The organism is Thioclava sp. JM3, from assembly GCF_002213185.1.
Lineage (GTDB): Bacteria > Pseudomonadota > Alphaproteobacteria > Rhodobacterales > Rhodobacteraceae > Thioclava > Thioclava nitratireducens.
The window spans coordinates 271,004-296,117 of sequence record NZ_NBOB01000002.1; the positions used below are offsets into that span (position 1 = coordinate 271,004).

The following is a 25,114-nucleotide window of genomic DNA, read 5'->3' on the forward strand; positions in this document are numbered from 1 at the left end:
AGATGGCCGTTCCCGCATATGCAAGCCCGCTCGAGAGAACCTGGCACTACGCCTATCTCGTGATCTGTGGCCTGATCTTCTTCTTCCTGATCGCGCCGATCGTGGTGATCATTCCGCTGTCCTTCAACGCGGAGCCTTACTTCACCTTCACCGAGAAGATGCTGAGCTTCGACCCCTCCGGCTATTCGATGCGCTGGTATGACATGCTGCTGACCTTCGGGATGCAGGAGCCGCAGGTCGAGCGCAGTTGGTCGTGGTGGATGGATGCCTGGCAGCATTCGACCTGGATCGACGTGGCGAAGAACTCGATCATCATCGGCTTCTTCTCGACGATCCTCGCGACGGTGCTGGGCACGCTGGCAGCCCTCGGCCTGTCGCGCCCCGAGATGCCGTTCCGCCGCGCCATCATGGCGGTGCTGATCTCGCCGATGATCGTGCCGATCATCATCACTGCGACGGGGCTGTTCTTCTTCTACTCGAAGACCGGGCTCGCGCATTCCTATCCGGGCATCATCATGGCCCACGCAACCTTGGGCATTCCCTTCGTGATCATCACCGTGACCGCGACGCTGGTGGGCTTCGATCACTCGCTGACCCGTGCGGCGCAGAACCTCGGTGCCGACCCGCGCACGACCTTCTTCAAGATCGTGATGCCGCTGATCCTGCCGGGCGTGGTGTCGGGCGCGCTGTTCGCCTTCGTCACCTCTTTCGACGAAGTCGTCGTGGTGCTCTTCGTGGCAGGCTACGACCAGCAGACGATCCCGCGCCAGATGTGGAACGGTATCCGCGAGCAGATCAGCCCCGCGATCCTTGCGGTGGCCACGATCCTCGTCTTCGTGTCGATCGCGCTTCTGACCACGGTCGAGCTGCTGCGCCGCCGCTCCGAGCGCCTGCGCGGGATGTCACCGGGCTAAGGCGTCAAGCGTCAGCGGACAGCGCTCGCCCTCATAAAACGTCTCAAGGAGCCGGGTGAACACCGGCTCCTTTTTCTTTGAGGCGGCCTCGAACAGCGTCGCGCAGGAGCGCAGCTTCAGCGCATCGACCGGCCCCATGATCTCCTCAATGGGCGTGCCCGCATGGGCGAGCACCGCCTCGGAGGCCTCCACCAACCGCGTCCGCAATACCGGATCGGCGAGATAGGCCCGCGCCTCGGCCAGATCCGCGATCCCGTATTCCACCGCTCGGGGCGACCGCCCGAGCGAGGCCAGTTGCGGGAAGATCCACCAGATCCAATGGCTGGTCTTGCGACCTTGGCGTAGCTCGCGCAGCGCGGTCGGATAGTCGCGGGCTTGGGGGGCGTGGAAGCGTTGGGTCATGGGATGAGCCTAGCACGCTCTGGACATCGCGAGGAGGGCCGCGACCGATCCGAGGGTGGGCGCAATCGCGCCCGCCCTGGGGGCGGGTCGGGCGCGGCCCGGCCTAGGGGCCGGGCGAAGAAAACCTGCTAGAGCGGCTTGTCTTTATTTGCGCCAATTGCGTTCAGCCAGATTACGAAGTCTCGGCCAATAGGAGTTAGGCGAATACATTCTGCATCTACGTCGACTAGACGAAAATCAGTCAAGTAACGGATGTAACCTTCGAAGGGTACAGACGCGAGATCAGTGAGTTCCTTTTGGAGTATTGCATACTCCTTCCGCGCTTCTTCGAGAGATATCTGCCCACCGCGCTGGTTGAGCAATTCAAGAGCTCGAATCTGACTGCCAAAAATGTTGCTGTATGCGGACGCAAAATGTCTCAGCAACCGTTCTTTCGCCACAGCCGCGATCAGAATTTCTAGACGTTCGTGCTCTGGATGGTCTTCAAGTTCTTCTCTGACGCTATCCCTTATTTCTCGCTGTGCAGGCGTCAAATTCTCCTCAAGGATTGGTAAAACCTTATTCGACCGTTGTTCACCGGGCAGTGAATCGTCTAGCGCACCGGAGTTCCCGCGTTGCTGCGGAATAAACTCTGCGCGATTGTTTCCAACGGTTAGGTGCTTGATATTTCGCAACAAACCTTTGAGTGGTTCACGGAAAATAAACGCAATGACAACGATCGCCACCGGCCAAGAAAGCCATCTTAGCGCTTCCACTAAAAGCGCTATGTAAGGCAAACCGGTGGACGGTTCATAACTAACGTTCAGCACTCGTTACCCCCAAACCTCCGTAAACTCCCGCCACTCGCCTTTGCTCATGCCGGAGGTCTCCTGCGTGATCTCCTCGCCCGCCAGACGGCGCTTGAGCAGCTCCACCGCCTTGCCCGAGAGGTTTACCCCGCCCAAGCGGTAATCCTCGAAGGCCGAATAGGCGGCGGGGACCCAGTCACGCACGATGTCGCACATGGTCTCGGCATAGACGCGGATCTCGTATTGCGCGTGGCTGTCGGCGCGCAGGCGCAGGAAGTGGAAGAGGTTGTGCAGGTCCACCTTCCAATACCACTGGGTGTAGATATTGGTGGGCAGGTTCATCCGCGCCAGTTCCCGGGCGAGGCCCTGTTTGCCCGCATCCTCGTCGGGCGTCAGCATGTCCTCGTAATGGTCATAGGCGCGCATCGCGTCGTCGCGCAGGATGTCGAGCACGCGGGCGGCCTCGGCGCCTTCGAGCACCTGACCGCGGCCCTGATGGTTCTGGCTCGATTGCGCGGCGAGCTGGCTGGCCTCGGGGATGTAGAATTCGCGATCGAGGATCGAGTAGCGCGCGGAGTATTCGTTGACGTTTGCGGTGCGGTGGCGGATCCACTGACGCGCGACGAAGACCGGAAGTTTGACGTGGAACTTGACCTCGCACATCTCGAACGGGGTCGAGTGCCAGTGCCGCATCAGGTAGCGGATCAGGCCCGCGTCGCTGTTCACCGTCTTGGTGCCCCGGCCATAGGAGACGCGCGCCGCCTGCACGATCGCGTTGTCGTCGCCCATGTAGTCGATGACCCGGACCACCCCGTGATCGAGCACTTCATGGGCTGTATAGAGCCGCTTCTCCATCCCCGGCGAAACCGCCCGCGCGGTCATTTGCGTCTCGGCGCGCTGTGCGTCGATCTCGGCTTGTTGTTCGGGGGTGAGCGCCATGATGTCCTCCGGATGTCTCGAATCGACCTCCACTATATCTGCGATGGGCGGCTCTAGGAACCGCCATATCCTGTGGATAAGCCGGGGTGCTTGCCGCGGCCGCGTCAGGAGCTATCCTCCGGTTAACCGCAATCAGTTCCAAGGAAGCCTGTTCATGAAAATCGAATATCTGCACACGATGGTCCGCGTGCTCGACCTCGAGAAATCGAAAGCCTTCTACGAGCTTCTGGGGCTCAAGGAACGTAACCGCATCGAAAACGAGAAGGGCCGCTTCACGCTGGTCTTCATGTGCCCGCCCGATCAGGACGACGGCACGGCGGATGTCGAGCTGACCTGGAACTGGGACGGCGATAGCGGGCTGCCCTCGGACAGCCGCCATTTCGGCCACCTCGCCTACCGCGTCGAGAACATCTACGAGATGTGCCAGCACCTGATGGACAACGGCGTAACGATCAACCGTCCGCCGCGCGACGGTCACATGGCCTTCGTGCGCTCGCCCGACAATATCTCGGTCGAGCTGCTGCAGATGGGGGAGTCGCTGCCGATCCAGGAACCCTGGGCCAGCATGGAAAACACCGGAAGCTGGTGATTACTTGCGAAAGTGATCCTTGAGCTTGTCGAAGGGGCTGCGGGTTTCCGTGGCCTCTTTCTTTTGCGGGGCGTTTTGCGGGGCAGGGGTGTTGGCTTTCGTGGGTGCCTTGGTCCCGGTCGAAGAGCGCGGCGGCGCGACCCGCAGGCTCACCGCATTGAGGAATTTCGACCCGTCGCCCGCCGCCAATGCGGGCGCGCCGTCCGAAATCCCGCGCAGCAGATCGTCGAGCATCTCCTGCTCCGCCTTCGGGAAGTCGTTGAGCACATAGCCCGCCACACGGTCCTTATGTCCCGGATGGCCGATCCCCAGCCGAACCCGCGCGTAGTCGGGCCCCATATGCTGATGGATCGAGCGCAGCCCGTTATGCCCGGCATGGCCGCCACCCTGTTTGAGGCGGCACTTACCGGGGGCGAGGTCCAACTCGTCATGGAAGACGGTGATGTCGGAGACATCGACCTTGTAAAAATCTGCGGCCGCGCGCACGGACTGGCCGGAAAGGTTCATGAAGGTCTCGGGTTTCAGCAGCACAACGCGGGTTGAGCCGAAACGGCCCTCACTCACCTGACCCTGAAACTTGCCGCGCCACGGGGCGAAGCCGTGATCCTCGGCGATCCGGTCGAGCGCCATGAAGCCGATATTGTGACGATTGTTCGCGTATTTCGCGCCCGGATTTCCCAGGCCCACCCAGAGTTGCATGCGTCTCCCCTTTCGAACGACGGTGTCGAGGCTCTGCTCACTCCGGGATAAGTGAGCGCGCGCGAAGGGGAAAGGGGGTCGTCGCGTTCAGGCGGCGCGGTGTTCGACGTAGGCCGGGCGTCCCGATGAGCCGACGACGATCGGTCGCTCTTGAGTGTCGGGAAGGGCAAACTCATCGAAGAGGCGTTCGCTGGTCTCTTCGATATTGCACTTCGCGATTTCCTCATACCCGTTGCGCGGGAGTCGTCGGGCCGTAAAGATGCGGAACGGTCGCAGGACCGGACCCAGCACCGTATAGAGGGCGCGGCTAATTGCGTTGAGCATTCTAGGCGGTAGCACCACGAATGCTGCAAGAACGAGTGCGAATAGCTCCAGCATGTGACTAGCCTTTAGGTTGTATTAACTTTGAGGCTATAGCGTTTCGCGCAAAAGGCGAGGAAATTCGAGATCACATAGATGTGAACTTGAATGGTTGGCGGTTTGCCGCGCATCCGGGGAATCAAGCGCCGCGCAAAGAAAAACGGGGCCCCGAAAGGCCCCGTCTCGAAAATCTCATCGGAAGAAGAATTACTCTTCGGTCGCTTCTTCGCTGGCTTCTTCGCCTTCGTCCTCGTCGGAGGAACCGCCACCGAAGCCTTTCGGCGGGGCGACGTTCGCGATCACGAAGTCACGCTCGATGGTGGGCTTGGCGCCTTTCGGCAGGTCCACGTCGGAGATGTGGATGGTGTCGCCGATCTGCTTGCCTTCGAGGTCGACCACGATCTGCTCGGGGATATCGCCGGCGAGAACGTTGAGTTCGACTTCCGGGCGCACTGCGACGAGGGTGCCGCCGCGCTTCAGGCCGGGCGCCTTCTCGTGGTTGATGAACTCGACATGCACGAAGAGCGAGATGCGCGAGTTGCGGTGGGTGCGCATGAAGTCGACATGGGTCGGCAGGTCCTTCACGACGTCTTTCTGAACGCCGCGGCAGATCACGCGGACGTCTTCCTGGCCTTCCATCTTCAGGTTGAAGAGGGTGGACATGAAGCGGCCTTTGCGCAGGCGGGTGATCAGGCGGTTGTAGTCGAGGTTGATTGCAACCGGGTCCTTGCCGTCGCCATAGACGATACCGGGCACGAGGCCCTCACGACGCGCTTGCCGAGCGGCCCCCTTGCCCGTCCCCGTACGCGCCACGGCTTCGATCGTTTCGATCTCTTTTGCCATAACTGGTCTCCAATTTGTCAAAGTGATGGGCCGCCTCCAAGGGTGTCGGGCCCATGAAGCCGCGCGAATACTCGGGATTGGCCGGGATGGCAAGGGCAAACCGACGACGTTACGGAAACCGGGAGGGGACGGAAACTGGGGTTGCCACAGCTTGGTACCTGACTAAAGTCAGAAAATATTCCGGACTTCAGTCAGGTATTTCCATGGATTCTATCGCACGTATACGCCGGTTCAACCGGGCCGTCACCCGACAGCTCGGGGCGCTCAACTCGTCTTTCCTGGGGCGTGGCCGCCCGCTTGGTTCTGCGCGGGTGCTCAACCTGATCGGGCGCGGGCAGGGGGATGTCGCGAAACTGCGCGAGGCATTGGCCCTCGATTCCGGGCAGATGAGCCGCCTGTTACGCGGGCTGGAGGGCGAGGGATTGATCGTGATGGAGGACGATCCCGAGGACGGGCGGCGCCGCATCGCGCGGCTCACCGACGCGGGCCAGGCGGAATTCGCGGAATATGAACGGCTCTCCGATGCGCAGGCGGCGGATATCCTGTCTCGCCATCCCGATCACGCCGCGCTGCTGGGGGCGATGGACCTGATCGCGACGTCGTTGACGCGCAGCGAGATCGAGATTGTGCCCTGCGACCCACTCGATCCGCGCGCGCAGTCCTGTCTGGCCAAATATTATGCGGAACTCTCTGCCCGGTTCGACGGGGGCTTCGACGTGAGCCTGTCGAAAGACCCCGAGGCAGCCGAGATGCGTCCGCCCCATGGCACGTTCCTGATCGCCTTATCCGACGGATTGCCGCTGGGCTGCGCAGCCCTGAAGGGCGGGGCGGACTATGCCGAGGTGAAACGCGTCTGGATTGCCCCCGCCGCACGCGGCTTGGGGTTGGCGCGGCAGCTAATGACCGCGCTCGAAGCCTCGGCCCGCGAACTGGGCCACCTGCGCCTGCGGCTCGACACGAATTCAGCGCTGCCCGAAGCGATCGCAATGTACCAGCGCTTCGGCTGGCACGAGATCCCGCGTTACAACAACGATCCCTACCCGGACCGGTTCTTCGAGAAACGCCTGCTCGCTCAGGAATAGGTGTCGAAGAACCCGTTCGGGATCAGCAGATCGTCCCGGCCCAGATCCGCGATCCGGCGCTTGCCACACAGAGCCATCGATGTGTCCAGCTCTTTTTGGATGACCTCGAGCGCCTTGGTTACGCCCGGCTCGCCCATCGCGCCCAGACCGTAGACATAGGCGCGCCCGATCATCACGCCCTTCGCGCCAAGCGCCAGCGCCTTGAGCACGTCCTGCCCCGAGCGGATACCGCTGTCGAGCCAGACTTCGGTCTTGTCGCCGACTGCGTTGACGATCTTCGGCAGCATCCGGATCGAGCTGAGCGCCCCGTCGAGCTGACGCCCGCCATGGTTCGAGACCACGATCGCATCGGCTCCTGTGGCGGCCGCCATCTCGGCATCTTCTTCGCTCAGGATTCCCTTCAGGATCACCTTGCCGCCCCACATGTCCATGAGCTGCTTGATCCGGTCCCAGTTGAGCGACTGATCGAATTTTTCCGCCGTCCAACTTGCCAGCGAGGCGGGATCGGCGGCGCTCTCCACATGGCCAACGATATTGCCGAAGAAGCGCCGCTTGGTCTGCAGCATCTCGATGCCCCAGCGCCATTTCGTGGCGAGATCGGCCAGCACGGCGGGGGTGAATTTCGGCGGCGCCGTCAGGCCGTTCTTAAGGTCCTTGTGCCGCTGCCCCAGCAGCTGCAGATCGACCGTGATGACCAGCGCGGAGCAGCCCGCGGCCCGTGCCCGATCCAGCACGCGCTTGTTATAGTCGTCGTCGGTCAGCGTATAAATCTGGAACCAGAAGGGCTGGCTGACATTCTCGGCCACGTCCTCGATCGAGCAGATCGACATCGTCGACAGCGTGTAGGGTACGCCGAACTTCTCCGCCGCGCGCGCCGCCTTGATCTCGCCATCCGCGCGCTGCATCCCCGTCATCCCGACCGGCGCCAGCGCCACCGGCATCGCGACGTCCTGGCCCAGCATCGTCGATTTCGTCGAGCGCCCCGTCATGTCCCGCGCGATCCGCTGGTTGAGCCGGATCTGCGCGAAATCCTCGGTATTCTCGCGGAAGGTCTGCTCGGTATACGAGCCGCTTTCCGCGTAATCGTAGAACATCTTCGGCGTGCGGCGCTTATGCAGACGTTTCAGATCGGCGATGGAGGTGATGACGGTCATGGGGGTTCCTCTCTCCGTGGTTAAGTTTCCTTACCAATCGCGCGAAATTTGCGCAATCACCCATCGCAAGGCTTGCAATCATGCCCGATCCGTTCCCATCTCGCCGGGAGAACACGAAAAGGAGAGCGCCGTGAACGAGGTATGGCTCGGCCTGATGGGCGGCATGGTGGCGGGCGTCGCGACAGCCGCCGGGGCGATCCCGGCGCTCCTGGGTCGCTCGATGAGCCAGCGCACCGCCGATACGATGCTGGGCTTTGCGGCGGGCGTGATGCTCTCGGCGTCGTATTTCTCGCTGATCCTGCCGGGGATCGACGTGGCAGAGACCATGTTCGGCTCTGTCTGGGTCGCCGCCGCCATCGCCGCGATCGGGATCGCCATCGGCGCGGGCTTCGTGGCCTGGCTGAACGCGACCCTGCCGCACGAGCATTTCACCTCCGGCCGTGAGGGTGCCGATGCGGCGCAACTGGCGCGGATCTGGCTCTTCGTGATCGCGATCACCATTCACAACTTTCCCGAAGGTCTGTCGATCGGCGTCGCTTTCGGCGCGGGCAACGAGAACGGCTTCTCGGTTATGACTGGCATCTCGCTGCAAGACATCCCGGAAGGCCTCGCCGTGGCCGTCGCGCTGATCGGGCAGGGCTATTCTCGGCGGAAGGCCTTTTTCGTCACCGCGATGACCGGGGCGGTCGAACCCGTGGGCGCGCTGGTCGGCGCAGCTGCCGTGTCGGTCTCCGGCGCACTGCTGCCATGGGGGCTGACCTTTGCAGCGGGTGCCATGCTATACATCATCAGCCACGAGATCCTGCCCGAAACCCACCGCAACGGGCACCAGAACCGCGCGACCGCCGGGCTACTCTTCGGCCTGATCCTGATGATGTTCCTCGACGTGACGCTTGGCTGATCCCTCTTTACTTCCGCGCTGCCCCAGCGTAAGCGCCATGCATGATCGCAAGGGCCGCATATATTTCCCGTCCCCGACGTCGCCGCTGAAGCGCCTGACGTCCGATCTGCCGTGGCCTGCCGCCACACCCAATCCCAAATCGCTGACCGAAGGCCCCCGAATGTTGACAGCCCCCCGGGACTGTTGCACGAATTTGCCTTCCCTTACTGGAGCTTGACCCCGATGATCCCCTCCGTCCTGCCGACCTATAATCGCGCACCGCTCGCCTTCGTTAAGGGCGAAGGTTCCTGGCTCGAGACGGCGGATGGGAACCGATATCTCGATATGGGCGCTGGGATCGCGGTGAATGCGCTGGGTCATGCCGCGCCGGAACTGGTCGAGGCGCTGACCGAGCAGGCCGCGAAGCTTTGGCACGTCTCGAATCTCTACCAGATCCCGCAACAGCAGGCGCTGGCCGATGCGCTGGTCGAGAAGACCTTCGCCGATACGGTATTCTTCACCAATTCCGGCACCGAGGCTGCGGAACTCGCGATCAAGATGGCGCGGAAATACTGGTCCTCGAAAGGCGAGGACCGGGTGGAGATCATCACCTTCGAGGGCGCCTTCCACGGCCGCTCCACCGGTGCGATCTCGGCCACGCCGAAATCGGAAAAGATGGTGAAGGGCTTCGGCCCGCTGCTGCCCGGCTTCACCCAGCTTCCTTGGGGCGATCACGAGGCGCTCAAGGCTGCCGTCACCGACAAGACCGCCGCCATCCTGATCGAGCCGATCCAGGGCGAAGGCGGCATCCGCCCGGTGCCCGATCAATGCCTGAAAGGGCTGCGCGATCTCTGCGACGAGACCGGCGCGCTCCTGATCTTCGACGAGGTGCAATGCGGCGTGGGCCGCTCTGGCCGGCTGTTCGCGCATGAATGGGCAGGCATCACGCCCGATATCATGATGGTCGCGAAAGGCATCGGCGGGGGCTTCCCGCTGGGCGCGGTGCTGGCGACCGAGGAGGCCGCCTCCGGCATGGTCGCGGGCACGCATGGCTCGACCTATGGCGGTAACCCGCTGGGCTGCGCGGTCGGCGCCAAGGTGATGGAGATCGTCTCCGAGGCCGCATTCCTCGACCAGGTGAACGCCAAGGCAGGTTTCCTGCGTCAGAAGCTCGAAGGGCTGATCGCGGCGCATCCCGACACGTTCGAAAGCGTGCGCGGCACCGGACTGATGCTGGGGCTCAAATGCAAGCGCGCGCCGGCCGATCTCGTGGCCGCCGCCTATGACCAGCACCTGCTGACCGTCCCGGCGGCGGATAACGTGCTGCGCCTGCTGCCCGCGCTGAACATTTCCGAGGCCGATCTGGCCGAGGCGGTGACCCGGCTCGATGCCGCCGCGTCGCAACTCGAAAAGGCCGCCTGACTTCCTCTTGGCGTAAATATCCTCGGGGGCTGCGCGGGAGCGCAGCGGGGCGGACAGCCCCTCAGGCCCCTCCACGAAAGACAAACCGATGAACCATTTCCTCGATATCCATAAAACCGACCCCGCCGCGCTGCGGTCCATGATCGACCAGGGCATCGCGATGAAGCAGGCCCGCAACGGTCGTCCGAAAGGCGCGCCCGATGACGAGCAGCCGCTCGCCGGGCACATGGTCGCTCTGATCTTCGAGAAGCCCTCGACCCGGACCCGCGTCAGCTTCGATGTCGGCGTGCGTCAGATGGGCGGGCAATCGATGGTGCTCTCGGGCGCGGATATGCAGCTGGGCCATGGCGAGACCATCGCCGATACCGCCCGGGTTTTGTCGCGCTACGTCGATCTAATCATGATCCGGACCTTCGAGGAGGAAACACTGCTCGAGATGGCCGAATATGCCTCGGTGCCGGTGATCAACGGCCTGACCGACCGCACTCATCCCTGCCAGATCATGGCCGATGTTATGACCTATGAAGAGAAGCGCGGGCCGATCGCGGGCAAGAAGGTGGTCTGGTCGGGCGACGGCAACAACGTCTTCGCCAGCTTCGCCCATGCCGCGGCGCAGTTCGGCTTCGATCTGACCTTCACCGGGCCGGAAACGCTCGACCCCGAACGTGCGTGGCTCGACTTGGCCGAGAAGGCGGGCCACCCGATCACGATAGAGCGCGATCCGATCAAGGCGGTCGAAGGCGCCGATCTGGTTGTCACCGACACTTGGGTGTCGATGCATGATCCGGAATCCGCGAAGGAGCGTCGCCACAACCAGCTGCGGCCCTACCAGGTCAACGAGGAGCTGATGAGCCACGCCAAGGCCGACGCGCTTTTCATGCATTGCCTGCCCGCGCACCGCAATGACGAGGCGACGAGCGGCGTCATGGACGGCCCAGCCTCGGTGATCTTCGACGAGGCAGAGAACCGTCTGCACGCGCAAAAGGCGGTGATGCGCTACTGCCTCGGCAAGTGACGACAGAAGCCGGGCAGGGGGTCACTCCAGCCCGGCGATGATCGCGCGCAGCGTCTCGATCCCTTCGCCTTTTTCGGACGAGGTCAGTACGATCTCGGGGAAGGCGGCGGGGTGTTTGGCCAGCGCCTTACGCACCTGATCCAGCACCTTTTCGCAATCTTTCGCGCTGACCTTGTCGGCCTTCGTCATCACGACCTGAAATGGGACGGCGGCGCGGTCAAGCAGCGTCAGGATCTCCTCGTCCACCGCTTTGACGCCGTGGCGCGTGTCGATCAGCACGAAGGCGCGACGCAGCGTTGCGCGGCCCGACAGGTAATCCTTCAGCAACGCCTGCCATTTCGCGACCACCGCGACCGGGGCCTGCGCGAAGCCGTAGCCCGGAAGGTCGACCAGATAGGGTCCGTCCTGCGTCGTGAAATAGTTGATCTCCTGCGTGCGGCCCGGCGTGTTCGATGCGCGCGCGAGGTTGCGGCGGTTCGTGAGCGCGTTGATCAGGCTTGACTTGCCGACATTGGATCGTCCCGCGAAGCAAACCTCAATGCGGTCGGCGGGTGGTAGCCCCTTCATCGCGACGACGCCCTTGAGGAAATCGACGGGGGCGGCGAACAGCTTGCGCCCACGCTCACGCGCGAAATCGTCGGGCTCTTCGGCCAGCGGGAAATTCAACTCCATCAGAGTACCTCGATCTTGTCGCCGCGCGCGATGCGGCCCTGTTTTGTGACGAGGCAGAATGCGCCAAGGTCAGTATGCCCGTAATGGCGTTCCAGCTCTGCCAGCATCTCGATGTCGCGCTCGCCCGTCTCGATACTGGCGTCCGTCGCGCGACAACGCCCGATACAGGCGCGCAGTTGCAGCTCCGCCTCGCCCACGCGTACCGTTTTCCCGATCAGGTCCATCTCGGCGAAGGGCTCCCAGCCCTCGACCCAGAGATTGGCGCGGAAGCGGCGGCGGTCGATGGGCTTGCCCACACGCGCCGAGAGATCGTCGAGCGAAGCCTGCCCGATCAGCGAGACATAGGGCAGGGGATCATCGGTGAAAGCCCGGTCGGGGCCGCGTACCAGCGCGGTCGGGCGCGGCGCGCTCTCGGGCCAGAACGGGCGCAGCCATTCCAACAGTTTGCGCTGGTCGAGCTCACGCTCGGGATCGATCTCGAGATGCCATTGCTCGGGGTGCTCCAGCAGAATGTGTCCGTTCTCGAGCATCCGCGACGTCACCCCCATCAGGCCCGGCGCGGAACGCCCGATCACGAAGTTGATCTTTTGGCCCCAGCCATCCGCGCGCCCCTCCGCATCGACACCGATCTTGGAGCGCTCATGCAGCACCGCCCACTCCCGGTCGCAAGGCAAGACGCGCCCCTCTTCAAGGGACGCGTCCTTCAGTTCCTCTACCCCGATCGACTTGATCGGATGTCGGTAGATGCGAGAGAGCGTTGCGCTCATTTCTTCTCTTCGGCGGGTTTCTTCCGCGAGAAGCTCTCTTTGATATTGCCGAACAGGTCCGGCCGCTTCCCGTGCATCGACATGATCGTGTACTGCTGGATGAACGTGATCGTGTTGTTCGTGATCCAGTAGAGCACGAGGCCCGAGGCGAAGCTGCCCAGCATGAACATGAAGACCCACGGCATCCACGCGAAGATCATCGCCTGAGTCTTGTCCGTCGGCGCCGGGTTCAGGCGCTGCTGGAACCACATCGAGACACCCAGCAGGATCGGCAGGATACCGAGCGACAGGATGAAGAGCGGCGAGCCCGGATCGGGCGCTGCGAAGGGCAGAAGGCCGAACAGGTTCAGGATCGAGGTCGGATCGGGGGCCGATAGGTCGTGAATCCAGCCGATCCACGGCGCGTGATACAGTTCGATCGTGACGTAGATCACCTTATAGAGCGAGAAGAAGATCGGGATCTGGATCAGAAGCGGCAGACAGCCCGCGGCGGGGTTCACCTTGTGCTTCTTGTAGAGCTCCATCATGCCCTGCTGCATCTTCTGGCGGTCGTCGCCAGCGGCCTCTTTCATCTTCTCCATCTCGGGCTGCAGTTCTTTCATGCGCGCCATCGAGATGTAGGACTTCCGTGCCAGCGGGAAGACAATCAGCTTGATGATGAAGGTCAGCGCGATGATCGCCCAGCCCATGTTGCCGATCGCGCCATGCAGGAAGTGCAGGAGGCGGAACATCGGCTTGGTGAGGAAGTAGAACCAGCCCCAGTCGAGCGAGTCGACGAATTTCGGGATCGGGACATTGTCCTGATAGTCGCGCAGGGTTTCCCATTCCTTCGCACCGGCGAAGAGGTGGGTCTGCGCGTCACCCTTGGCGCCCGGCGCGACGTCGATCACCGGCAGGCGGGTCTCGGTCTGGTAGATGTCGGACTTCTCGCCCGAATATTTCACCACCGAGGTGAAGGGGCCCGAGATCGGCGCCAGAACGGTCTGCCAGTATTTGTCGGTAAAGCCCGTCCAGCCGGCGTCCTTCACCTGCTTGATCTCGGCCTGACCCTCGGCGCCCTTGTTATCGAGCTTGGTGATGTTCTTGTATTTGATCTCTTGGAGATTGCCGTCATCCATCGCCACGAGGCCTTCGTGGAGCACGTAGACGCGGCGTTCCTCGGGGATGCCGTGACGCGCGATGATACCGTATGGGGCAAGCTTCACGGCGGCGTTGGTACCGTTCTGCACCGACTGCTTGATCGTGAAGAGATACTTGTCATCGACCGAGATCTCGCGCTGGAAGGTCAGGCCGTGGCCGTTGTCCCACTGAAGCGTCACAGGCGTGTCGGGCGTGAGTTTGCCGTTGCCGACCTGCGTCCAGACCGTATTCGGGCCGGGCACCTGATCGCCCGGCAGACCGCCCGCGGGCAGCCAGCCATAGACGACGTAATAGGGCAGGGTCGAATTGTCGGTATTGCCGCTGATGGGCGAGAGGAGACGCACGTCGGGCGAATCTTTCGCCAGCGTTTCCTTGTATTTCTTGAGCGACAGGTCGTCGAAGCGCCCGCCGAGAGTCGAGATCGACCCCTCGACCGCCGGGGTGTCGATCGCGATGCGCGCGGCGCTTTGGGCTTGGGCGCTCGCGGTTTGCGACATGGTCGCCGTATCGACCGGCGCGCCGGTGGTGTCGGCCGCAGACTTCGGTGCGATATCAGTGCTTTCGGGCGTCGCGGCCTGTTGCGTGGTCACCTCGCTCGGCGGGGTCGTCGTGTCCTGCGTGGGCGGGAAGAAATAGGTCCAGACGCCCAGCACGACTGCGGAGAGTACCACCGCGAGAATGAGATTCTTGTTTTGGTTGTCCATGAAACCCTAAGTCCACAAGCCTGTCGAAAACTTGCATGGGTTCAACAGAAGGGGCAGCCAAAGGTCAAGCCATTTTCCCTTGAAACGATCGATCGGGCACGGTTTGCCTCTGCGTGCTTGGTCACGATGCCGGGCGCGCGGCGGCGGAGAGCGGTCTGCGGGGCCGCTCAACGCCGGCCGATTTGCGGCGTCGCGGCGAGCTTGGTGCGGTGCCGTTCTGCCCAATCGAGAAATTCGCTGATCGGCATCGGGGCGGCGATCGCCGGGCCTTGCACCGCTGAGCAGCCCAGCTGGCACAGCATCGCGTGCTCGGCGATACCCGGCACCCCTTCGGCGAGCGTTTTCAGCCCCAGTCCTTCGGCCATCGATACGATCGCGGCGGTCAGGCGCTGGCGCTCGGTGTTGTGGTCGATCTGTGCGGTGAGCGAGCGATGGATGCGCAGCCGCTGCGGTCCGAGCCGGTGGATCGTTTCTGCCGAGACGGGGCCGGAGCCGAACCCCGCCAGTTCGATCAGGCAGCCTAGGCGTTTGATTTCGTGCAGGGTGCGACAGCAAACCGGATCGTCGAGCCGCGCCACCATCGCCTGCGGGACGATCAGCCGCAGCCGGTTCGGGGCGATCTCGAACCGGTCGAATTCCCAGGCCAGCCGCTCGGCCAGTCTCGGGTCGCCCATCTGGCCGTGCAGGAATGGCAGCGAGGCCGGGCCGAAGTCGCTGCCGTCGCGCGAGATGTCGCGCAGCGCACCGAAGGCCGCGTAGAGCATCACCTCGGAGAAGCGCGCGCCGAGCCCTGCAGCTTCGATCGCGGGAAGAATCTCGCTTTCGGTCAGGATCCCGCGCTGCGCGTGAAGCCAGCGCGGGATTGCCTGAAATCCCACGATGTCCCCGGTATCAGTGGATATCTGCGGCAGGAAGAACGCCTTTATATGCTCGTCCTCCAGTGCCTCCCTCACGCTGGCGGATAGCGGGTGCGGGCCCGGCTCTTTCATGACGATCTTGTTGGAGCGGGAGGAGCGGATCGCGCCGGGGCCGCTGCGCATCGCGCGCTCGGCGGCGGTTTCGGCGCGCGACAGGGCCGCCTCCGCCTCCGCATGGGCGTGCGCTTCGGCCTTGGCCAGCGTGGCGGCGTCCTCGCGATGGGCAGGGGACGCATCACTCCGGCCCACGAGGTGAAAGCCGATATGCATGGTGATCTGTTCGGTCTGTGCCGCGATCGAGTAAGGCTCGCTTACCGCTTCCTGCAGGCGCCCGCAAAGCTGGATCATGCCCTCGAGCCCGAGGCGTGGCGTCGGGCGCAGCAGGACCGCGAAACGGGCACCCTCCCATCGGGTGACTACGTCGCCGCCGCGCAGCTGCCCCTGAAGCCGCTCGCCGATCCGGCGCAGCAGCAGGTCGAAGTCCCGGGCCGGCAGGCGCCGGAGCGCCTGCTCCGGCGCGTCGAGGCCGAGAATCAGGCAGCCGGTCGGGCGATTGCGCGCCCGCGCGTCCTGCAGGGATGCGGCCATTTCGGAGATCGCGGCATTTGGCGGCGGCAGGCCGGTAGCGGGGTCGCAGCCTTCCTCGTCAGTCTCAAGCGGGACAGGCAGGGGGCGGGTCATCCACCCCACCAGAAGCGCGGTAAGGCCGATCAACACCATCGCCTCGGGCCCCACCCAAAGCAGGGCGAGCCCACAGGCCGGTACGAAGGCGATCATCTCGCGACGGAGCAGAACCGGCCCCGGCTTGCCGTGATATCTTGCGCGCAGCTCTGATTTGCGGGCGGCGCGCTTGCCCCCGTCCTTTCCCATGACACCTACCCCCGTGGCACATGCAGGCCCCTCAGGAGCCCCCTTCGCCGGCGAGGTTAGGCGCAATTGGTATTCAGCCGGTTAATCGCGCTCGCGCAAAACCGGGACGTTTTCGTTAAAATCCGCTTCACTCTCCGCGCGCCGCTCGAGCCCCGCGAAATCGAAGATCGCGGGGTCGCACAGGTGCGAGGGGCGCGCGTTGAGTAGCGCCTTGAACATCTTGTTGCGGCGGCCGGGGGCGTTCTTCTCCCAGCCGTCGAGCATCATCTTCACCTGCTGGCGCTGCAACCCGTCCTGAGAGCCGCAGAGATCGCAAGGGATGATCGGATAGTCCATCGCACGGGCGAATTTCTCGCAATCCTCCTCCGCGACGAAGGCGAGCGGTCGATAGACGAAGAGATCGCCTTCCTCATTCAGCAGTTTGGGCGGCATCGTCGCAAGGCGCGAGCCGTGGAACAGGTTCATGAAGAAAGTCTCGAGAATGTCGTCGCGGTGATGACCCAGCACGACGGCCGAGCAGCCTTCCTCGCGCGCGATGCGATAGAGGTTGCCGCGCCGCAGCCGCGAGCAAAGCGCGCAATAGGTGCGGCCCTGCGGGACCTTGTCCATCACGATCGAATAGGTGTCCTGATATTCGATCCGGTGCGGCACGCCCATCTTCTCGAGGAATTCCGGAAGCACGGTCGCGGGGAAGCCCGGCTGGCCCTGATCGAGATTGCAGGCCAGCAGCTCCACCGGCAGCAGCCCGCGCCATTGCAGCTCGTGCAGCACGGCCAGCAGCGTGTAGCTGTCCTTGCCGCCCGACAGGCAGACCAGCCAGCGTTGACCGCGTTCGATCATGCCGTATTTCTCGATCGCCTCGCGGGTTTCGCGCACGATGCGCTTGCGCAGTTTCTTGAACTCGGTCGTCGAGGGCGCTCCTGCGAAAAGCGGATGGATCGGGCTGTCTTCGTCATCAAGCATCTGGAGTGTCCTTCGCGTCATGCGCATGGGCGCAACGATGGGCGGCGTCATGTTCGGGATCGGCGCCAGGCACCGGGTCGTAGCCATGCCCGCCCCAGGGGTGGCAGCTCAGGAGCCGTTTCCCGGCAAGCCATCCCCCCTTCAGTGCGCCGTGCCTCTCGAGCGCTTCGAGCGCATAGACCGAGCAAGTCGGCTGGTAGCGGCAGCCGTGCCCCATCCAGGGGCTGAGCAGCAAGCGATAGGCATGAACCGGCAGGGCGAGGATTCGGGCGAGGGGGCTCATTTGCGTTTGCTCCCCTTGGGTTTGCGCGGTCTCGGCGGGGTGATCGGCAAATCGTGAATGATCGTGAGCACGGTCTCGAATTCGGCCAGCATGGCGGCGAAGTCGCGCGTTGCGGTCGCCTCGGGGCGCCCGACCAGAACATAGTCCCAGCCCGGCCGACCCGCCTTGGGCAGAACGGCGCGGGCGATTTCGCGCAGGCGGCGTTTCGCGCGATTGCGCGCCACCGCATTGCCGAGCTTCTTCGAGCAGGTGAACCCCACGCGGATCAGATCGGGGGCGACGGGCTCGTCTTCGCGGCGTTTGCGCGCCTGCAGCAGAAAGCCGGGCATCCCCTTACGCTGCGCCGAGGCCGCTTTCAGGAAATCCGCCCGCTGCCGCAGAACCGCGGTCGGGCGAGTCGGATCATCTGAGCGTATGGCGGCCATCAGGGGACCTCCGGCGAATAAACGGCGCGCAAAATAGCGAAGCCGCCGGTCTTTTCACCGATCCGACCCGAGGGCCCGACCTGCGAAAAGCATCCGGCGGCGTCAAAAGCCAGTCGCGGCTGTAACGGCCTTAAGCCGACAGACGCTTACGGCCCTTCGCGCGACGGGCGTTGAGAACCCGGCGTCCACCCTTCGTGGCCATGCGGCTGCGGAAGCCGTGGCGACGGGCGCGAACGAGGTTCGACGGCTGGAACGTGCGTTTCATCGTTTTCACTCCGGTTCGGGCCCAGAAACAGGATTCGAGGGCCAGATAGCATTTCGAAGCCGCTCTTTAGTGACCTCTCCCCGGCAAGTCAATTCGCGAAAGCGGGTTTTTTCCGGCTTTTCCGGTCGCTTCGCATGGATCGTGACCGCTCACGGGGTTTTGCCTTTCGTGCGAGCCACCTATCTTGTGCACAAAGAGCGGCTGACGCGCAGGATGGCATCCTTGCATCCTGACGGGCGGTGCATCAAGAGTGACAGTGAAGGGGACAGGCCGACGCTGCGGGGCGGCTCTGCGTTTGATAGGCGATGAAAGTGAACACTCTTTCAGGACGGTTTCTGATCCTGACCACGGTTTTCGTGGTGCTCGCCGAGGCGTTGATCCTTTTGCCGGGGCTGGCGAATTTCCGTGAGGACTATCTTCTTACGCGACTCGAGCGGGCGCAAATCGCCTCGCTCGCGCTACTGACCACAGACACCACCATCGCGCCCGATCTGGAAAAGGAACTGCTCTCCAACGCGGGCGTCTTCAACGTCGTGCTGCGTAGGGATGCGGCGCGGCAGCTGGTGTTGTCCTCTCCGATTCCCTCGCCCGTGACCGAAACCTACGATTTGCGCGATTCGACCGAATGGACGCGCATCCGTGACGCGGTGCATGCGCTCTTCGATTCCGAGGATCGCGTAATCCGGGTGCTGGGGCAGCCGGTGCAGAAGGGCGGCATCGTGATCGAGGTGACGCTCGCGACCGAGCCGATGCGGATCGCAATGGTGGAATACGGGCTACGGCTCCTGTCGATCTCCGCGGTCTTCTCCGTGATCACCGCCGTTCTGCTGTTCCTGCTGGTGCGGCGCCTGATGGTCGTGCCGATCAAGCGGCTTGTAGCGCATATGTCATCCTACGCGGACGCGCCCGAAGACGCGCGGCGTATCATAACCCCGCAGGCCAGCGTCGAGGAACTGCGCGTGGCGGAAGAGGCCTTGGCCTCGATGCAGCAGCAGCTCACCGCGTCGCTGCGCCAGAAGGAGCGTCTCGCACAGCTGGGGCAAGCGGTCGCCAAGATCAGCCACGACCTGCGCAACATCCTGACCACGGCGCAGCTCTTCGCCGACCGTATGGAAAGCTCGGACGATCCCGGCGTGAAGCGCGCGGCGCCGAAGCTGACCGGCTCGATCGAGCGCGCGATCAACCTGTGTGAAACGACGCTCGCCTTCGGCAAGGCCAAGGAGCCGCCGCCGACGCTGTCGCGCTTCATGTTCGGCGAGCTGGCGCAGGAAGTTCTGGAAAACGAGGAACACCCGAGCGAAGGCCCGGTCGTCGATTTCGTCACCGACATGCCGCCGAACCTGGTAATCCGTGCCGACCGCGAGCAGCTCTACCGCGTGCTCAACAACCTCGTGCGCAATGCCCGTCAGGCGATCGAGGCCACCGGAAAGAACGGTACGGTAGAGATCGGCGCAGGCGAGAATTCCGAAGGTTGGTGGATTCGCGTGCAGGACAGCGGCCCCGGACTGCCCGAGACCGCCCGCGAACATCTCTTCAAGCCGTTCACCGGGGGCACCCGAGCGGGCGGTACGGGGCTCGGCCTCGCTATTGCCGCGGAGTTGATTCGTGGCCATGGCGGGCGGCTGGACCTCGTTCGGACCGATGGGAGCGGCACCGAGTTTCGCATCTTCCTGCCCTCCGATGTCGCGTTGGATTGTGTCTCCGAGAAGGGCGGCGGCGCAATCTCCTGAGCCCGTGCGGGGTTTCGCGCCGGCAGCGATGCACCCATCCGCAGGGCTGCCGCGAGGGCATCCGGGAATTTTGACGGTTTTGCGAAATTGCCGCGAATTTGCTCTTGCATCGCTCCGACGTGGCCGTTACATCGCCCCACATAAGCGGACCCGTAGCTCAGCTGGATAGAGCACTTGACTACGAATCAAGGGGTCGGGCGTTCGAATCGTCCCGGGTCCGCCATTTCTCTCCCTTCCGAAATATAGATGATCAGCACGCCACTGATGCGGTTACGCGCGCGGTGATAGCTGTCAAGCGCTGGCGTGGCTGCAGTCCCAGACGTTGCGCATGACGTATGGCAGAGGCTTAGGTGCGTGGTGTCCGGAGTATCACGCCGCCGGGACCCGGCCTCGCGCTCGACTGTGCGATTTGCGTGGCTTTGCGCGTCGCGACCGACTGCGGCATCTCGAACAACGCGCATATCATCACGATGGGCGCGCGGGTCGTGGGGGCGGAGCTCGCAAAAGACATCGTCGATGCCTTCCTGTCCTCGTCCTTCGATCCCGAGGGGAAATCGGCGGGCAACGTTCAGGCCATTGACGCGGTCGACGCCAAGTATCACACGACGGTCTGAGCGAACTCCCGAGGGCCGGGCGGTTCGCCGCCCGGTCCCAACTCACTGACGGAATTCCCACATGCTGACCTTGCCGAACGACCGTCCCTCGCAGGCGGCGCACCTGCGTGACTGCCTGCCTGCTGGCGGGCTTGGAGAGATCATCGCCGCGCTGGCGAATGCCTTGCCGCCGATCGAGCAGCGGCTCGCGGCGGGCAGGTTGCCCGGCGATCCGGCCGCGCCCTGTGGTCAGAATGAGAGCGGCGATGTGCAGAAGGCGCTCGATGTTGGCGCGCATGACCACATCATTGCGGCGCTTGCCGGGCTGGGTGTGCGGCACATGCTGTCGGAAGAGGCCGAAGAGGTCGAACTGCTCGACCCGGAAGGCCAATTCGATCTCGCGATCGATCCGATCGACGGGTCGGGCTCGATCGGTATCGGCGCGCCGCTCGGGATGCTGTTCGCGATCTATCCGACCGGACCTGCCGATTTCCGGCGTCCGGGCTCGGAGGCGATCGCGGCGGGTTATGCCTCCTTCGGGCATTCGCTGGATTTCGGGTTCACGGCCGGGCAGGGGGTGCAGATCGCCACCTATGACGGCGAGGACTTCCGCATGACGGCGCAGGATGTCCGGCTGTCGCCCAAAGCGTCGACCATTGCCTACAACGCCTCGAACGAGCGCCATTGGAGCCCGGGGCTGCAACGCTGGGCCGTCGAGTTGCGCGCCGGGGCAGAGGGCCCGCGCGGGCGCGATTTCAACATGCGTTGGCTGGCGGCGGCGGTCGGTGAATTGCACCGTATCCTGCTCAAGGGTGGTGCGTTCCTTTATCCGGCGGACCGGCGCGAGGGGTATCGAGGGGGGCGGCTGCGGCTGGCCTATGAGGCGGTGCCGATCGCCTGTCTGATCGAAGCGGCAGGCGGCCGCGCCACCGATGGCACCAAGCGCATCCTCGATCTCGTGCCGGAGGCGCCGCATCAGAACGTGCCGCTCGTGTTCGGCGCGGCGGAAGAGGTCGAGATCATCAAGACATATCTTTCGGAGGAGACCTGACCTATGGCCCGCATCACGCTACGCCAGCTGCTGGCGGCGCGCTGAGTGCGTCGCCTGTCGAGGCCAGCCACAAGCGCGGCAACATATTGAGCGATTTTCTCCGTGGCCCCGGAATGCCGCAGAAACCACGCTTTCCGTCCGAAGGCGCGCAACGGGCTACGAGCCCCAACGCGAAGAAGCTATCGTCGCGATCGCGGGCGGCCGTTCTCCGACGAACAGACCGCGCGCACGAGTGAGTTGGCGGCGCGCAAAGGTCGACCTCGGTGGACGCTACTCGACGAAGTACAACGCCTGTGTCGGTCGCGTCACGAAGCGCGCGCTGGCACCGAGTGAGGTCGACAAGGCTGCGTTGGCGCGCACTCCACGTCCTCACGGTGTCGTTCGCTGGCCGAAGAAAGCCCTATGCGCGGGGAGCCTAAGCGCACGGCGAGACCGGACCGCGCCGGCGCGCGGCAAGCTTCTCACGACAAGCGCGATGTGATCGGATGCGTTTTCGGAAGTTTGTTTGGTGGAGCCAAGGGGAGTCGAACCCCTGACCTCTTGAATGCCATTCAAGCGCTCTCCCAACTGAGCTATGGCCCCACCGGAGGTCCAGCGGGTCAGGCCCGCTGTGTGGGGAGGCGTATAGGCAAAGCGTCGGGGCGGCGCAAGAGGAATTTGTTGTGAAGGCGGGGGAAATTTTCGTCCGCTGCGTATTCCCGTGCGTCACCTGAGCGGCGCTGGCGTAGAGGGCGCGTCGGGGCAAGGGGGGAGCGGGAAAGGCGCGGCCTCACGTCCGGAAAAAGAAAAAGGCGCGACGGTTTCCCGTTGCGCCTTGATCTCTCGTCCGAGCGGCCCAGCCGATCAGTTGTCTTCCTTGTCCTCGGTGCTGACATCCGCGATGTCATCGAGCGAGACATTGTCGTCATCGTCGTCGTCGTCGAGCAGATCGTCGTCGAGATCCACGTCGCCGTTATCGTCGTCGAGATCGTCATCGTCGAGATTGACATCGTCATCTTTCTGCGACGACGTCTTGTCGGTCACGAGCGTGCGACCGCTGCCCGAGGTCAGAGCCTCGAGGGTGAAGGTGTTGTTGCAGACCGGGCAGGTCATCGGGTCGTTATTCAGGTCGTAAAAGCGGCTCGCGCAATGCGGGCACAGACGCTTGACGCCCCATTCCTCTTTCGGCATGGAATTCTCCTGCGCACTTATATCCAGCAGAGTCGCAGCCAACTGCCACATGCCGCGCAGGGTGTCAAAGCCTTTTCGCGCCTTTCTTGTGGGGCTGCGACCCGATGGCCGCGCCTCGTGACCGAACCTGCCGGAGAATGCCCCTGTCCCGCCCACCTCACATTCCCGAACTGCCCGAGGTGGAGTTGGTGATGCGCCGTTCCGGTCGCGCGCGCAGGTTCTCATTGCGGGTGTCGCGGGTCGACGGGCGGGTGGCCCTCACGATCCCGCGGGGCGCGTCCGAGCGAGAGGCGCTGGCCTTCGCGCGCTCGCAAACCGAATGGCTGCGCAAGACGCTCGGGGCGATCCCGCCCGCGCAGGCCGTGCGATTCGGACAAGCTGTCCCCTTCCAGGGGCAGATGCTGATGCTCGAACCCGCGTCGCTGCGCAGCCCGAAGATCGACGGCGCGCGCCTCCTCGTGCCCGAAGATCCGGCACGGCTGGGCGTGCGGGTCGAGACTTTCTTCAAACACGCAGCTCGTCAGAGACTGCATGCGGCGACCGCGCGCTACGCCTCCGAGATCGGGCGTGACTTCGCGAAGATCACGATCCGCGACACCCGCTCGCGCTGGGGGTCCTGCAGCTCGACCGGGGCGCTCTCCTATAGCTGGCGGTTGATCATGGCGCCGCCGGACGTGCTGGATTATGTCGCGGCCCATGAGGTCGCGCATCTGGAGGAGATGAATCACTCGCCCGCCTTCTGGCGCGTCGTCGAATCCCTGCGGCCGAGCTTCAAGGCAGAGCGCGCATGGCTCAAGCGCGAAGGCTCCGCGCTCCATGCGATCCGGTTTCGCGATTGACCCGCGGCGGCAACGTGATCACAAAAAGCGAATGACCACGATTTCCACACGCCCCATCGAGACCGCCGCCCATGATCGGCTGTACCGCACTTTGCGCCAGCAGATCATGGTGGGGGAGTTGCTGCCGGGCACTGCGCTGACGTTGCGGGGTTTGGGCAAGCAATACGGTGTCTCCATGACCCCCGCGCGCGAGGCGCTGCGGCGGCTGGTTGCGGAAGGCGCGCTGACGCTGTCGAGTTCGGGGCGGGTAACCACGCCGGAGCTGTCCAACGAACGGATCGAGGAGCTGGCCGCGCTGCGGGCGCTGATCGAGCCGGAACTGTCGGCCCGTGCCCTGCCGCGCGCCCACCTCGCGCTGATCGACCGTCTCGGTGCGATCAACGTCGCCAATGCCGAGGCCGTCGCGAAACAGGATGCGGTAGGCTACATCCGCACCAACCTCGAATTCCACCGCACGCTCTATCTGCGCGCGCAGGCGCCCGCGATGCTCGCGGTGATCGAGACCGTCTGGCTGCAGCTGGGGCCGACGATGCGCGCGGTCTATACCAAGCTGCAGCGCAACGAGCCGCCGCGCCATCACCGGATGATTCTCTCCGCTCTGCGGGCGGGCGACGAACCGGCGCTGAGATTGGCCGTGCGCACCGATGTGACCCAGGGTTTGCGCCATCTGGCTCAGCGCGGGTGGTGAAACCGCCCCTGAAGCGGTGGGGAAGGTGGATAAAATCGGCCTGGGCGACTTGACGCGAGGCGCCATTGGCCGTATTCCGCGCCAACAGATTTTCGGGCGCTGCCAAGCGGCGCCTTTTCATGTTGGGGCCGGGCGCGCGATTCGCGTAACTTCGGCCAGGTAAGAAACGAAGGAAGAATGCCATGTCGCGCGTTTGCGAACTGACCGGCAAGGGCCCCACGACGGGCAACAAAGTGAGCCACGCGAACAACAAGTCGCGTCGTCGCTTCCTGCCGAACCTGAACGATGTTTCCCTGATCTCGGATACTCTGGGCCAGAGCTTCAAGCTGCGCGTTTCCGCAGCCGGCATGCGCTCGGTGGACCATCGCGGCGGTCTCGACGCGTTCCTCGCCAAGGCGAACGATGCGGACCTCTCGGTGAACGCTCTGAAGATCAAGAAAGCGATCGCGAAAGCTCAGGCTGCCGCCTGATCCCTTTCCGGATCGGAATTTTCGAAAACCCCGCGCCGAGGCGCGGGGTTTTTGCTTTGTTCGGCTGAACTGTCGCATTCCCATCGTCACATCCTCACGCTAGTGTGAGCGCCATGTGGAGGACGCGCTTCAAGCTACTGATCGGGATCGTCGCGGCGCTCGTGCTGGCCATGACCAGCATGACCATGGCGGTTGCGCGCGGGCAGGCGCGTGTCGCGGGCGAGGTGGTGATCTGCACCGGCTATGGCGTGACCACGATCAGCGTCGATGCCGAGGGCAACCCGACTGGCCCCGTGCATCTCTGTCCCGACATGGTGCTGGCGATGATGGCCGCCGTCGCGGTCGCGCCGGCCCTGCCGACTCCGCCGCAGGGCGAGGGGCGCAGGCTCGAGACGGTCGAGCTCGAGAGCGCGCAGGCGCAGGCCTTCGTGGTGCCGCGCGCCCGTGGTCCGCCTGCAGCCGTCTGATCCCCAGCCTTCA

General features: G+C 63.9%; 29 protein-coding genes and 2 tRNA genes. 14 read left to right on the plus strand and 17 right to left on the minus strand.

The features are described from left to right. Positions 1 to 2 precede the first annotated feature (2 nt). Positions 3 to 914: an ABC transporter permease gene (locus B6V73_RS04630; RefSeq protein WP_075776248.1), complete on the plus strand. Its 912-nt coding sequence runs from the start codon at positions 3 to 5 to the stop codon at positions 912 to 914. On the opposite strand, the gene B6V73_RS04635 is transcribed toward B6V73_RS04630, so the two are convergent. The 3 genes from B6V73_RS04635 to thyX all read right to left on the minus strand — a co-directional run bounded on the left by B6V73_RS04635 (position 903) and on the right by thyX (position 3,043). Beyond that, the gene (locus tag B6V73_RS04635; protein ID WP_088724656.1) at positions 903 to 1,316 is read right to left on the minus strand and encodes a DUF1810 domain-containing protein; all 414 of its coding nucleotides are present in this window, start codon (positions 1,314 to 1,316) and stop codon (positions 903 to 905) included. The two genes, B6V73_RS04630 and B6V73_RS04635, sit on opposite strands and share 12 nt — an antisense overlap. A 128-nt stretch (positions 1,317 to 1,444) precedes the next feature. Next, on the minus strand, positions 1,445 to 2,125 hold the full coding sequence (locus B6V73_RS20410) for a hypothetical protein (RefSeq protein ID WP_143597869.1): 681 nt from the start codon (positions 2,123 to 2,125) through the stop codon (positions 1,445 to 1,447). Positions 2,126 to 2,128: 3 nt separating this feature from the next. Then, positions 2,129 to 3,043 carry an FAD-dependent thymidylate synthase gene (thyX, locus tag B6V73_RS04640; RefSeq protein ID WP_075776246.1) on the minus strand — a complete coding sequence of 305 codons (915 nt, stop codon included), beginning with the start codon at positions 3,041 to 3,043 and terminating at the stop codon, positions 2,129 to 2,131. A gap of 154 nt (positions 3,044 to 3,197) precedes the next feature. Between thyX and B6V73_RS04645 the strand changes: the two genes are divergently transcribed. Beyond that, entirely contained in the window at positions 3,198 to 3,632 is a 435-nt protein-coding gene (locus B6V73_RS04645) for a VOC family protein (protein WP_075776245.1), read from the plus strand. Here the strand turns inward: B6V73_RS04645 and pth are convergent, their stop codons facing one another. From pth to B6V73_RS04660, 3 genes are all read right to left on the minus strand, one after another. Then, positions 3,633 to 4,331, minus strand: a complete 699-nt coding sequence (pth, locus tag B6V73_RS04650; protein WP_088724657.1) for an aminoacyl-tRNA hydrolase — start codon at positions 4,329 to 4,331, stop codon at positions 3,633 to 3,635. A gap of 87 nt (positions 4,332 to 4,418) precedes the next feature. After that, positions 4,419 to 4,709, minus strand: coding sequence for a hypothetical protein (locus B6V73_RS04655; RefSeq protein ID WP_088719106.1), 291 nt, complete (start codon positions 4,707 to 4,709; stop codon positions 4,419 to 4,421). A 189-nt stretch (positions 4,710 to 4,898) separates the two neighbouring features. Next, complete coding sequence (locus tag B6V73_RS04660; protein ID WP_078539807.1) at positions 4,899 to 5,534, minus strand: 50S ribosomal protein L25/general stress protein Ctc; 636 nt, start codon at positions 5,532 to 5,534, stop codon at positions 4,899 to 4,901. 203 nt (positions 5,535 to 5,737) lie between these two features. On the opposite strand from B6V73_RS04660, the gene B6V73_RS04665 reads away from it, so the two are divergent. Further along, positions 5,738 to 6,616 carry a helix-turn-helix domain-containing GNAT family N-acetyltransferase gene (locus B6V73_RS04665; protein WP_088724658.1) on the plus strand — a complete coding sequence of 293 codons (879 nt, stop codon included), beginning with the start codon at positions 5,738 to 5,740 and terminating at the stop codon, positions 6,614 to 6,616. On the opposite strand, the gene B6V73_RS04670 is transcribed toward B6V73_RS04665, so the two are convergent. Then, on the minus strand, positions 6,607 to 7,770 hold the full coding sequence (locus tag B6V73_RS04670; RefSeq protein WP_088719104.1) for an alpha-hydroxy acid oxidase: 1,164 nt from the start codon (positions 7,768 to 7,770) through the stop codon (positions 6,607 to 6,609). The genes B6V73_RS04665 and B6V73_RS04670 overlap by 10 nt on opposite strands. A gap of 154 nt (positions 7,771 to 7,924) precedes the next feature. On the opposite strand from B6V73_RS04670, the gene B6V73_RS04675 reads away from it, so the two are divergent. From B6V73_RS04675 to argF, 3 genes are all read left to right on the plus strand, one after another. After that, positions 7,925 to 8,671: a ZIP family metal transporter gene (locus tag B6V73_RS04675; RefSeq protein WP_088719409.1), complete on the plus strand. Its 747-nt coding sequence runs from the start codon at positions 7,925 to 7,927 to the stop codon at positions 8,669 to 8,671. A gap of 222 nt (positions 8,672 to 8,893) precedes the next feature. After that, positions 8,894 to 10,072 carry an aspartate aminotransferase family protein gene (locus tag B6V73_RS04680; RefSeq protein ID WP_088724659.1) on the plus strand — a complete coding sequence of 393 codons (1,179 nt, stop codon included), beginning with the start codon at positions 8,894 to 8,896 and terminating at the stop codon, positions 10,070 to 10,072. Between the two features lie 88 nt (positions 10,073 to 10,160). After that, entirely contained in the window at positions 10,161 to 11,087 is a 927-nt protein-coding gene (gene argF / locus B6V73_RS04685; protein ID WP_088719102.1) for an ornithine carbamoyltransferase, read from the plus strand. 21 nt (positions 11,088 to 11,108) lie between these two features. Here the strand turns inward: argF and yihA are convergent, their stop codons facing one another. The 8 genes from yihA to rpmH form a co-directional block, all read right to left on the minus strand. Next, the gene (yihA, locus tag B6V73_RS04690) at positions 11,109 to 11,759 is read right to left on the minus strand and encodes a ribosome biogenesis GTP-binding protein YihA/YsxC (protein WP_075776237.1); all 651 of its coding nucleotides are present in this window, start codon (positions 11,757 to 11,759) and stop codon (positions 11,109 to 11,111) included. Then, a complete protein-coding gene (locus B6V73_RS04695) occupies positions 11,759 to 12,526 on the minus strand; it encodes an MOSC N-terminal beta barrel domain-containing protein (protein ID WP_088724660.1) in 768 nt (255 codons plus the stop codon). Before B6V73_RS04695 ends, yihA begins: the two co-directional genes overlap by 1 nt. Beyond that, positions 12,523 to 14,370: a membrane protein insertase YidC gene (gene yidC, locus B6V73_RS04700; RefSeq protein ID WP_088724661.1), complete on the minus strand. Its 1,848-nt coding sequence runs from the start codon at positions 14,368 to 14,370 to the stop codon at positions 12,523 to 12,525. Before yidC ends, B6V73_RS04695 begins: the two co-directional genes overlap by 4 nt. A 167-nt stretch (positions 14,371 to 14,537) precedes the next feature. Further along, a complete protein-coding gene (locus B6V73_RS04705; protein WP_088724662.1) occupies positions 14,538 to 16,157 on the minus strand; it encodes a GGDEF domain-containing phosphodiesterase in 1,620 nt (539 codons plus the stop codon). Positions 16,158 to 16,238: 81 nt separating this feature from the next. Then, positions 16,239 to 17,120, minus strand: a complete 882-nt coding sequence (gene ttcA, locus B6V73_RS04710; protein ID WP_088719098.1) for a tRNA 2-thiocytidine(32) synthetase TtcA — start codon at positions 17,118 to 17,120, stop codon at positions 16,239 to 16,241. Next, positions 17,113 to 17,403, minus strand: coding sequence for a membrane protein insertion efficiency factor YidD (gene yidD, locus B6V73_RS04715; protein ID WP_075776232.1), 291 nt, complete (start codon positions 17,401 to 17,403; stop codon positions 17,113 to 17,115). Before yidD ends, ttcA begins: the two co-directional genes overlap by 8 nt. Further along, a complete protein-coding gene (rnpA, locus tag B6V73_RS04720; protein ID WP_077701152.1) occupies positions 17,400 to 17,828 on the minus strand; it encodes a ribonuclease P protein component in 429 nt (142 codons plus the stop codon). The genes yidD and rnpA overlap by 4 nt, the downstream gene beginning before the upstream one ends. Before the next feature lie 130 nt (positions 17,829 to 17,958). Beyond that, the gene (gene rpmH / locus B6V73_RS04725) at positions 17,959 to 18,093 is read right to left on the minus strand and encodes a 50S ribosomal protein L34 (RefSeq protein WP_075776231.1); all 135 of its coding nucleotides are present in this window, start codon (positions 18,091 to 18,093) and stop codon (positions 17,959 to 17,961) included. A gap of 305 nt (positions 18,094 to 18,398) precedes the next feature. On the opposite strand from rpmH, the gene B6V73_RS04730 reads away from it, so the two are divergent. From B6V73_RS04730 to B6V73_RS04745, 4 genes are all read left to right on the plus strand, one after another. Then, positions 18,399 to 19,823, plus strand: coding sequence for a HAMP domain-containing sensor histidine kinase (locus tag B6V73_RS04730; RefSeq protein WP_088724663.1), 1,425 nt, complete (start codon positions 18,399 to 18,401; stop codon positions 19,821 to 19,823). A gap of 146 nt (positions 19,824 to 19,969) precedes the next feature. Then, positions 19,970 to 20,046: transfer RNA gene (locus B6V73_RS04735), tRNA-Arg, on the plus strand. Positions 20,047 to 20,173: 127 nt separating this feature from the next. After that, positions 20,174 to 20,437: an RpiB/LacA/LacB family sugar-phosphate isomerase gene (locus B6V73_RS21075; protein WP_240504097.1), complete on the plus strand. Its 264-nt coding sequence runs from the start codon at positions 20,174 to 20,176 to the stop codon at positions 20,435 to 20,437. 61 nt (positions 20,438 to 20,498) lie between these two features. Beyond that, on the plus strand, positions 20,499 to 21,467 hold the full coding sequence (locus B6V73_RS04745; protein ID WP_088724664.1) for a class 1 fructose-bisphosphatase: 969 nt from the start codon (positions 20,499 to 20,501) through the stop codon (positions 21,465 to 21,467). Positions 21,468 to 21,973: 506 nt separating this feature from the next. Here B6V73_RS04745 and B6V73_RS04750 read toward each other — a convergent pair. After that, a tRNA-Ala gene (locus tag B6V73_RS04750) sits at positions 21,974 to 22,049 on the minus strand. 261 nt (positions 22,050 to 22,310) lie between these two features. Further along, positions 22,311 to 22,637 (minus strand): FYDLN acid domain-containing protein, encoded by a 327-nt coding sequence (locus B6V73_RS04755; protein ID WP_075776207.1) that lies wholly within the window; start codon positions 22,635 to 22,637, stop codon positions 22,311 to 22,313. A 191-nt stretch (positions 22,638 to 22,828) separates the two neighbouring features. On the opposite strand from B6V73_RS04755, the gene B6V73_RS04760 reads away from it, so the two are divergent. From B6V73_RS04760 to B6V73_RS04775, 4 genes are all read left to right on the plus strand, one after another. Then, complete coding sequence (locus tag B6V73_RS04760; RefSeq protein WP_240496915.1) at positions 22,829 to 23,476, plus strand: SprT family zinc-dependent metalloprotease; 648 nt, start codon at positions 22,829 to 22,831, stop codon at positions 23,474 to 23,476. A 31-nt stretch (positions 23,477 to 23,507) separates the two neighbouring features. Beyond that, on the plus strand, positions 23,508 to 24,164 hold the full coding sequence (locus B6V73_RS04765; protein ID WP_075776205.1) for a GntR family transcriptional regulator: 657 nt from the start codon (positions 23,508 to 23,510) through the stop codon (positions 24,162 to 24,164). 182 nt (positions 24,165 to 24,346) lie between these two features. After that, positions 24,347 to 24,634, plus strand: a complete 288-nt coding sequence (rpmB, locus tag B6V73_RS04770) for a 50S ribosomal protein L28 (RefSeq protein WP_088724665.1) — start codon at positions 24,347 to 24,349, stop codon at positions 24,632 to 24,634. A gap of 113 nt (positions 24,635 to 24,747) precedes the next feature. Continuing rightward, complete coding sequence (locus B6V73_RS04775) at positions 24,748 to 25,101, plus strand: hypothetical protein (RefSeq protein WP_088719094.1); 354 nt, start codon at positions 24,748 to 24,750, stop codon at positions 25,099 to 25,101. The last annotated feature ends 13 nt before the right edge of the window (positions 25,102 to 25,114 follow it).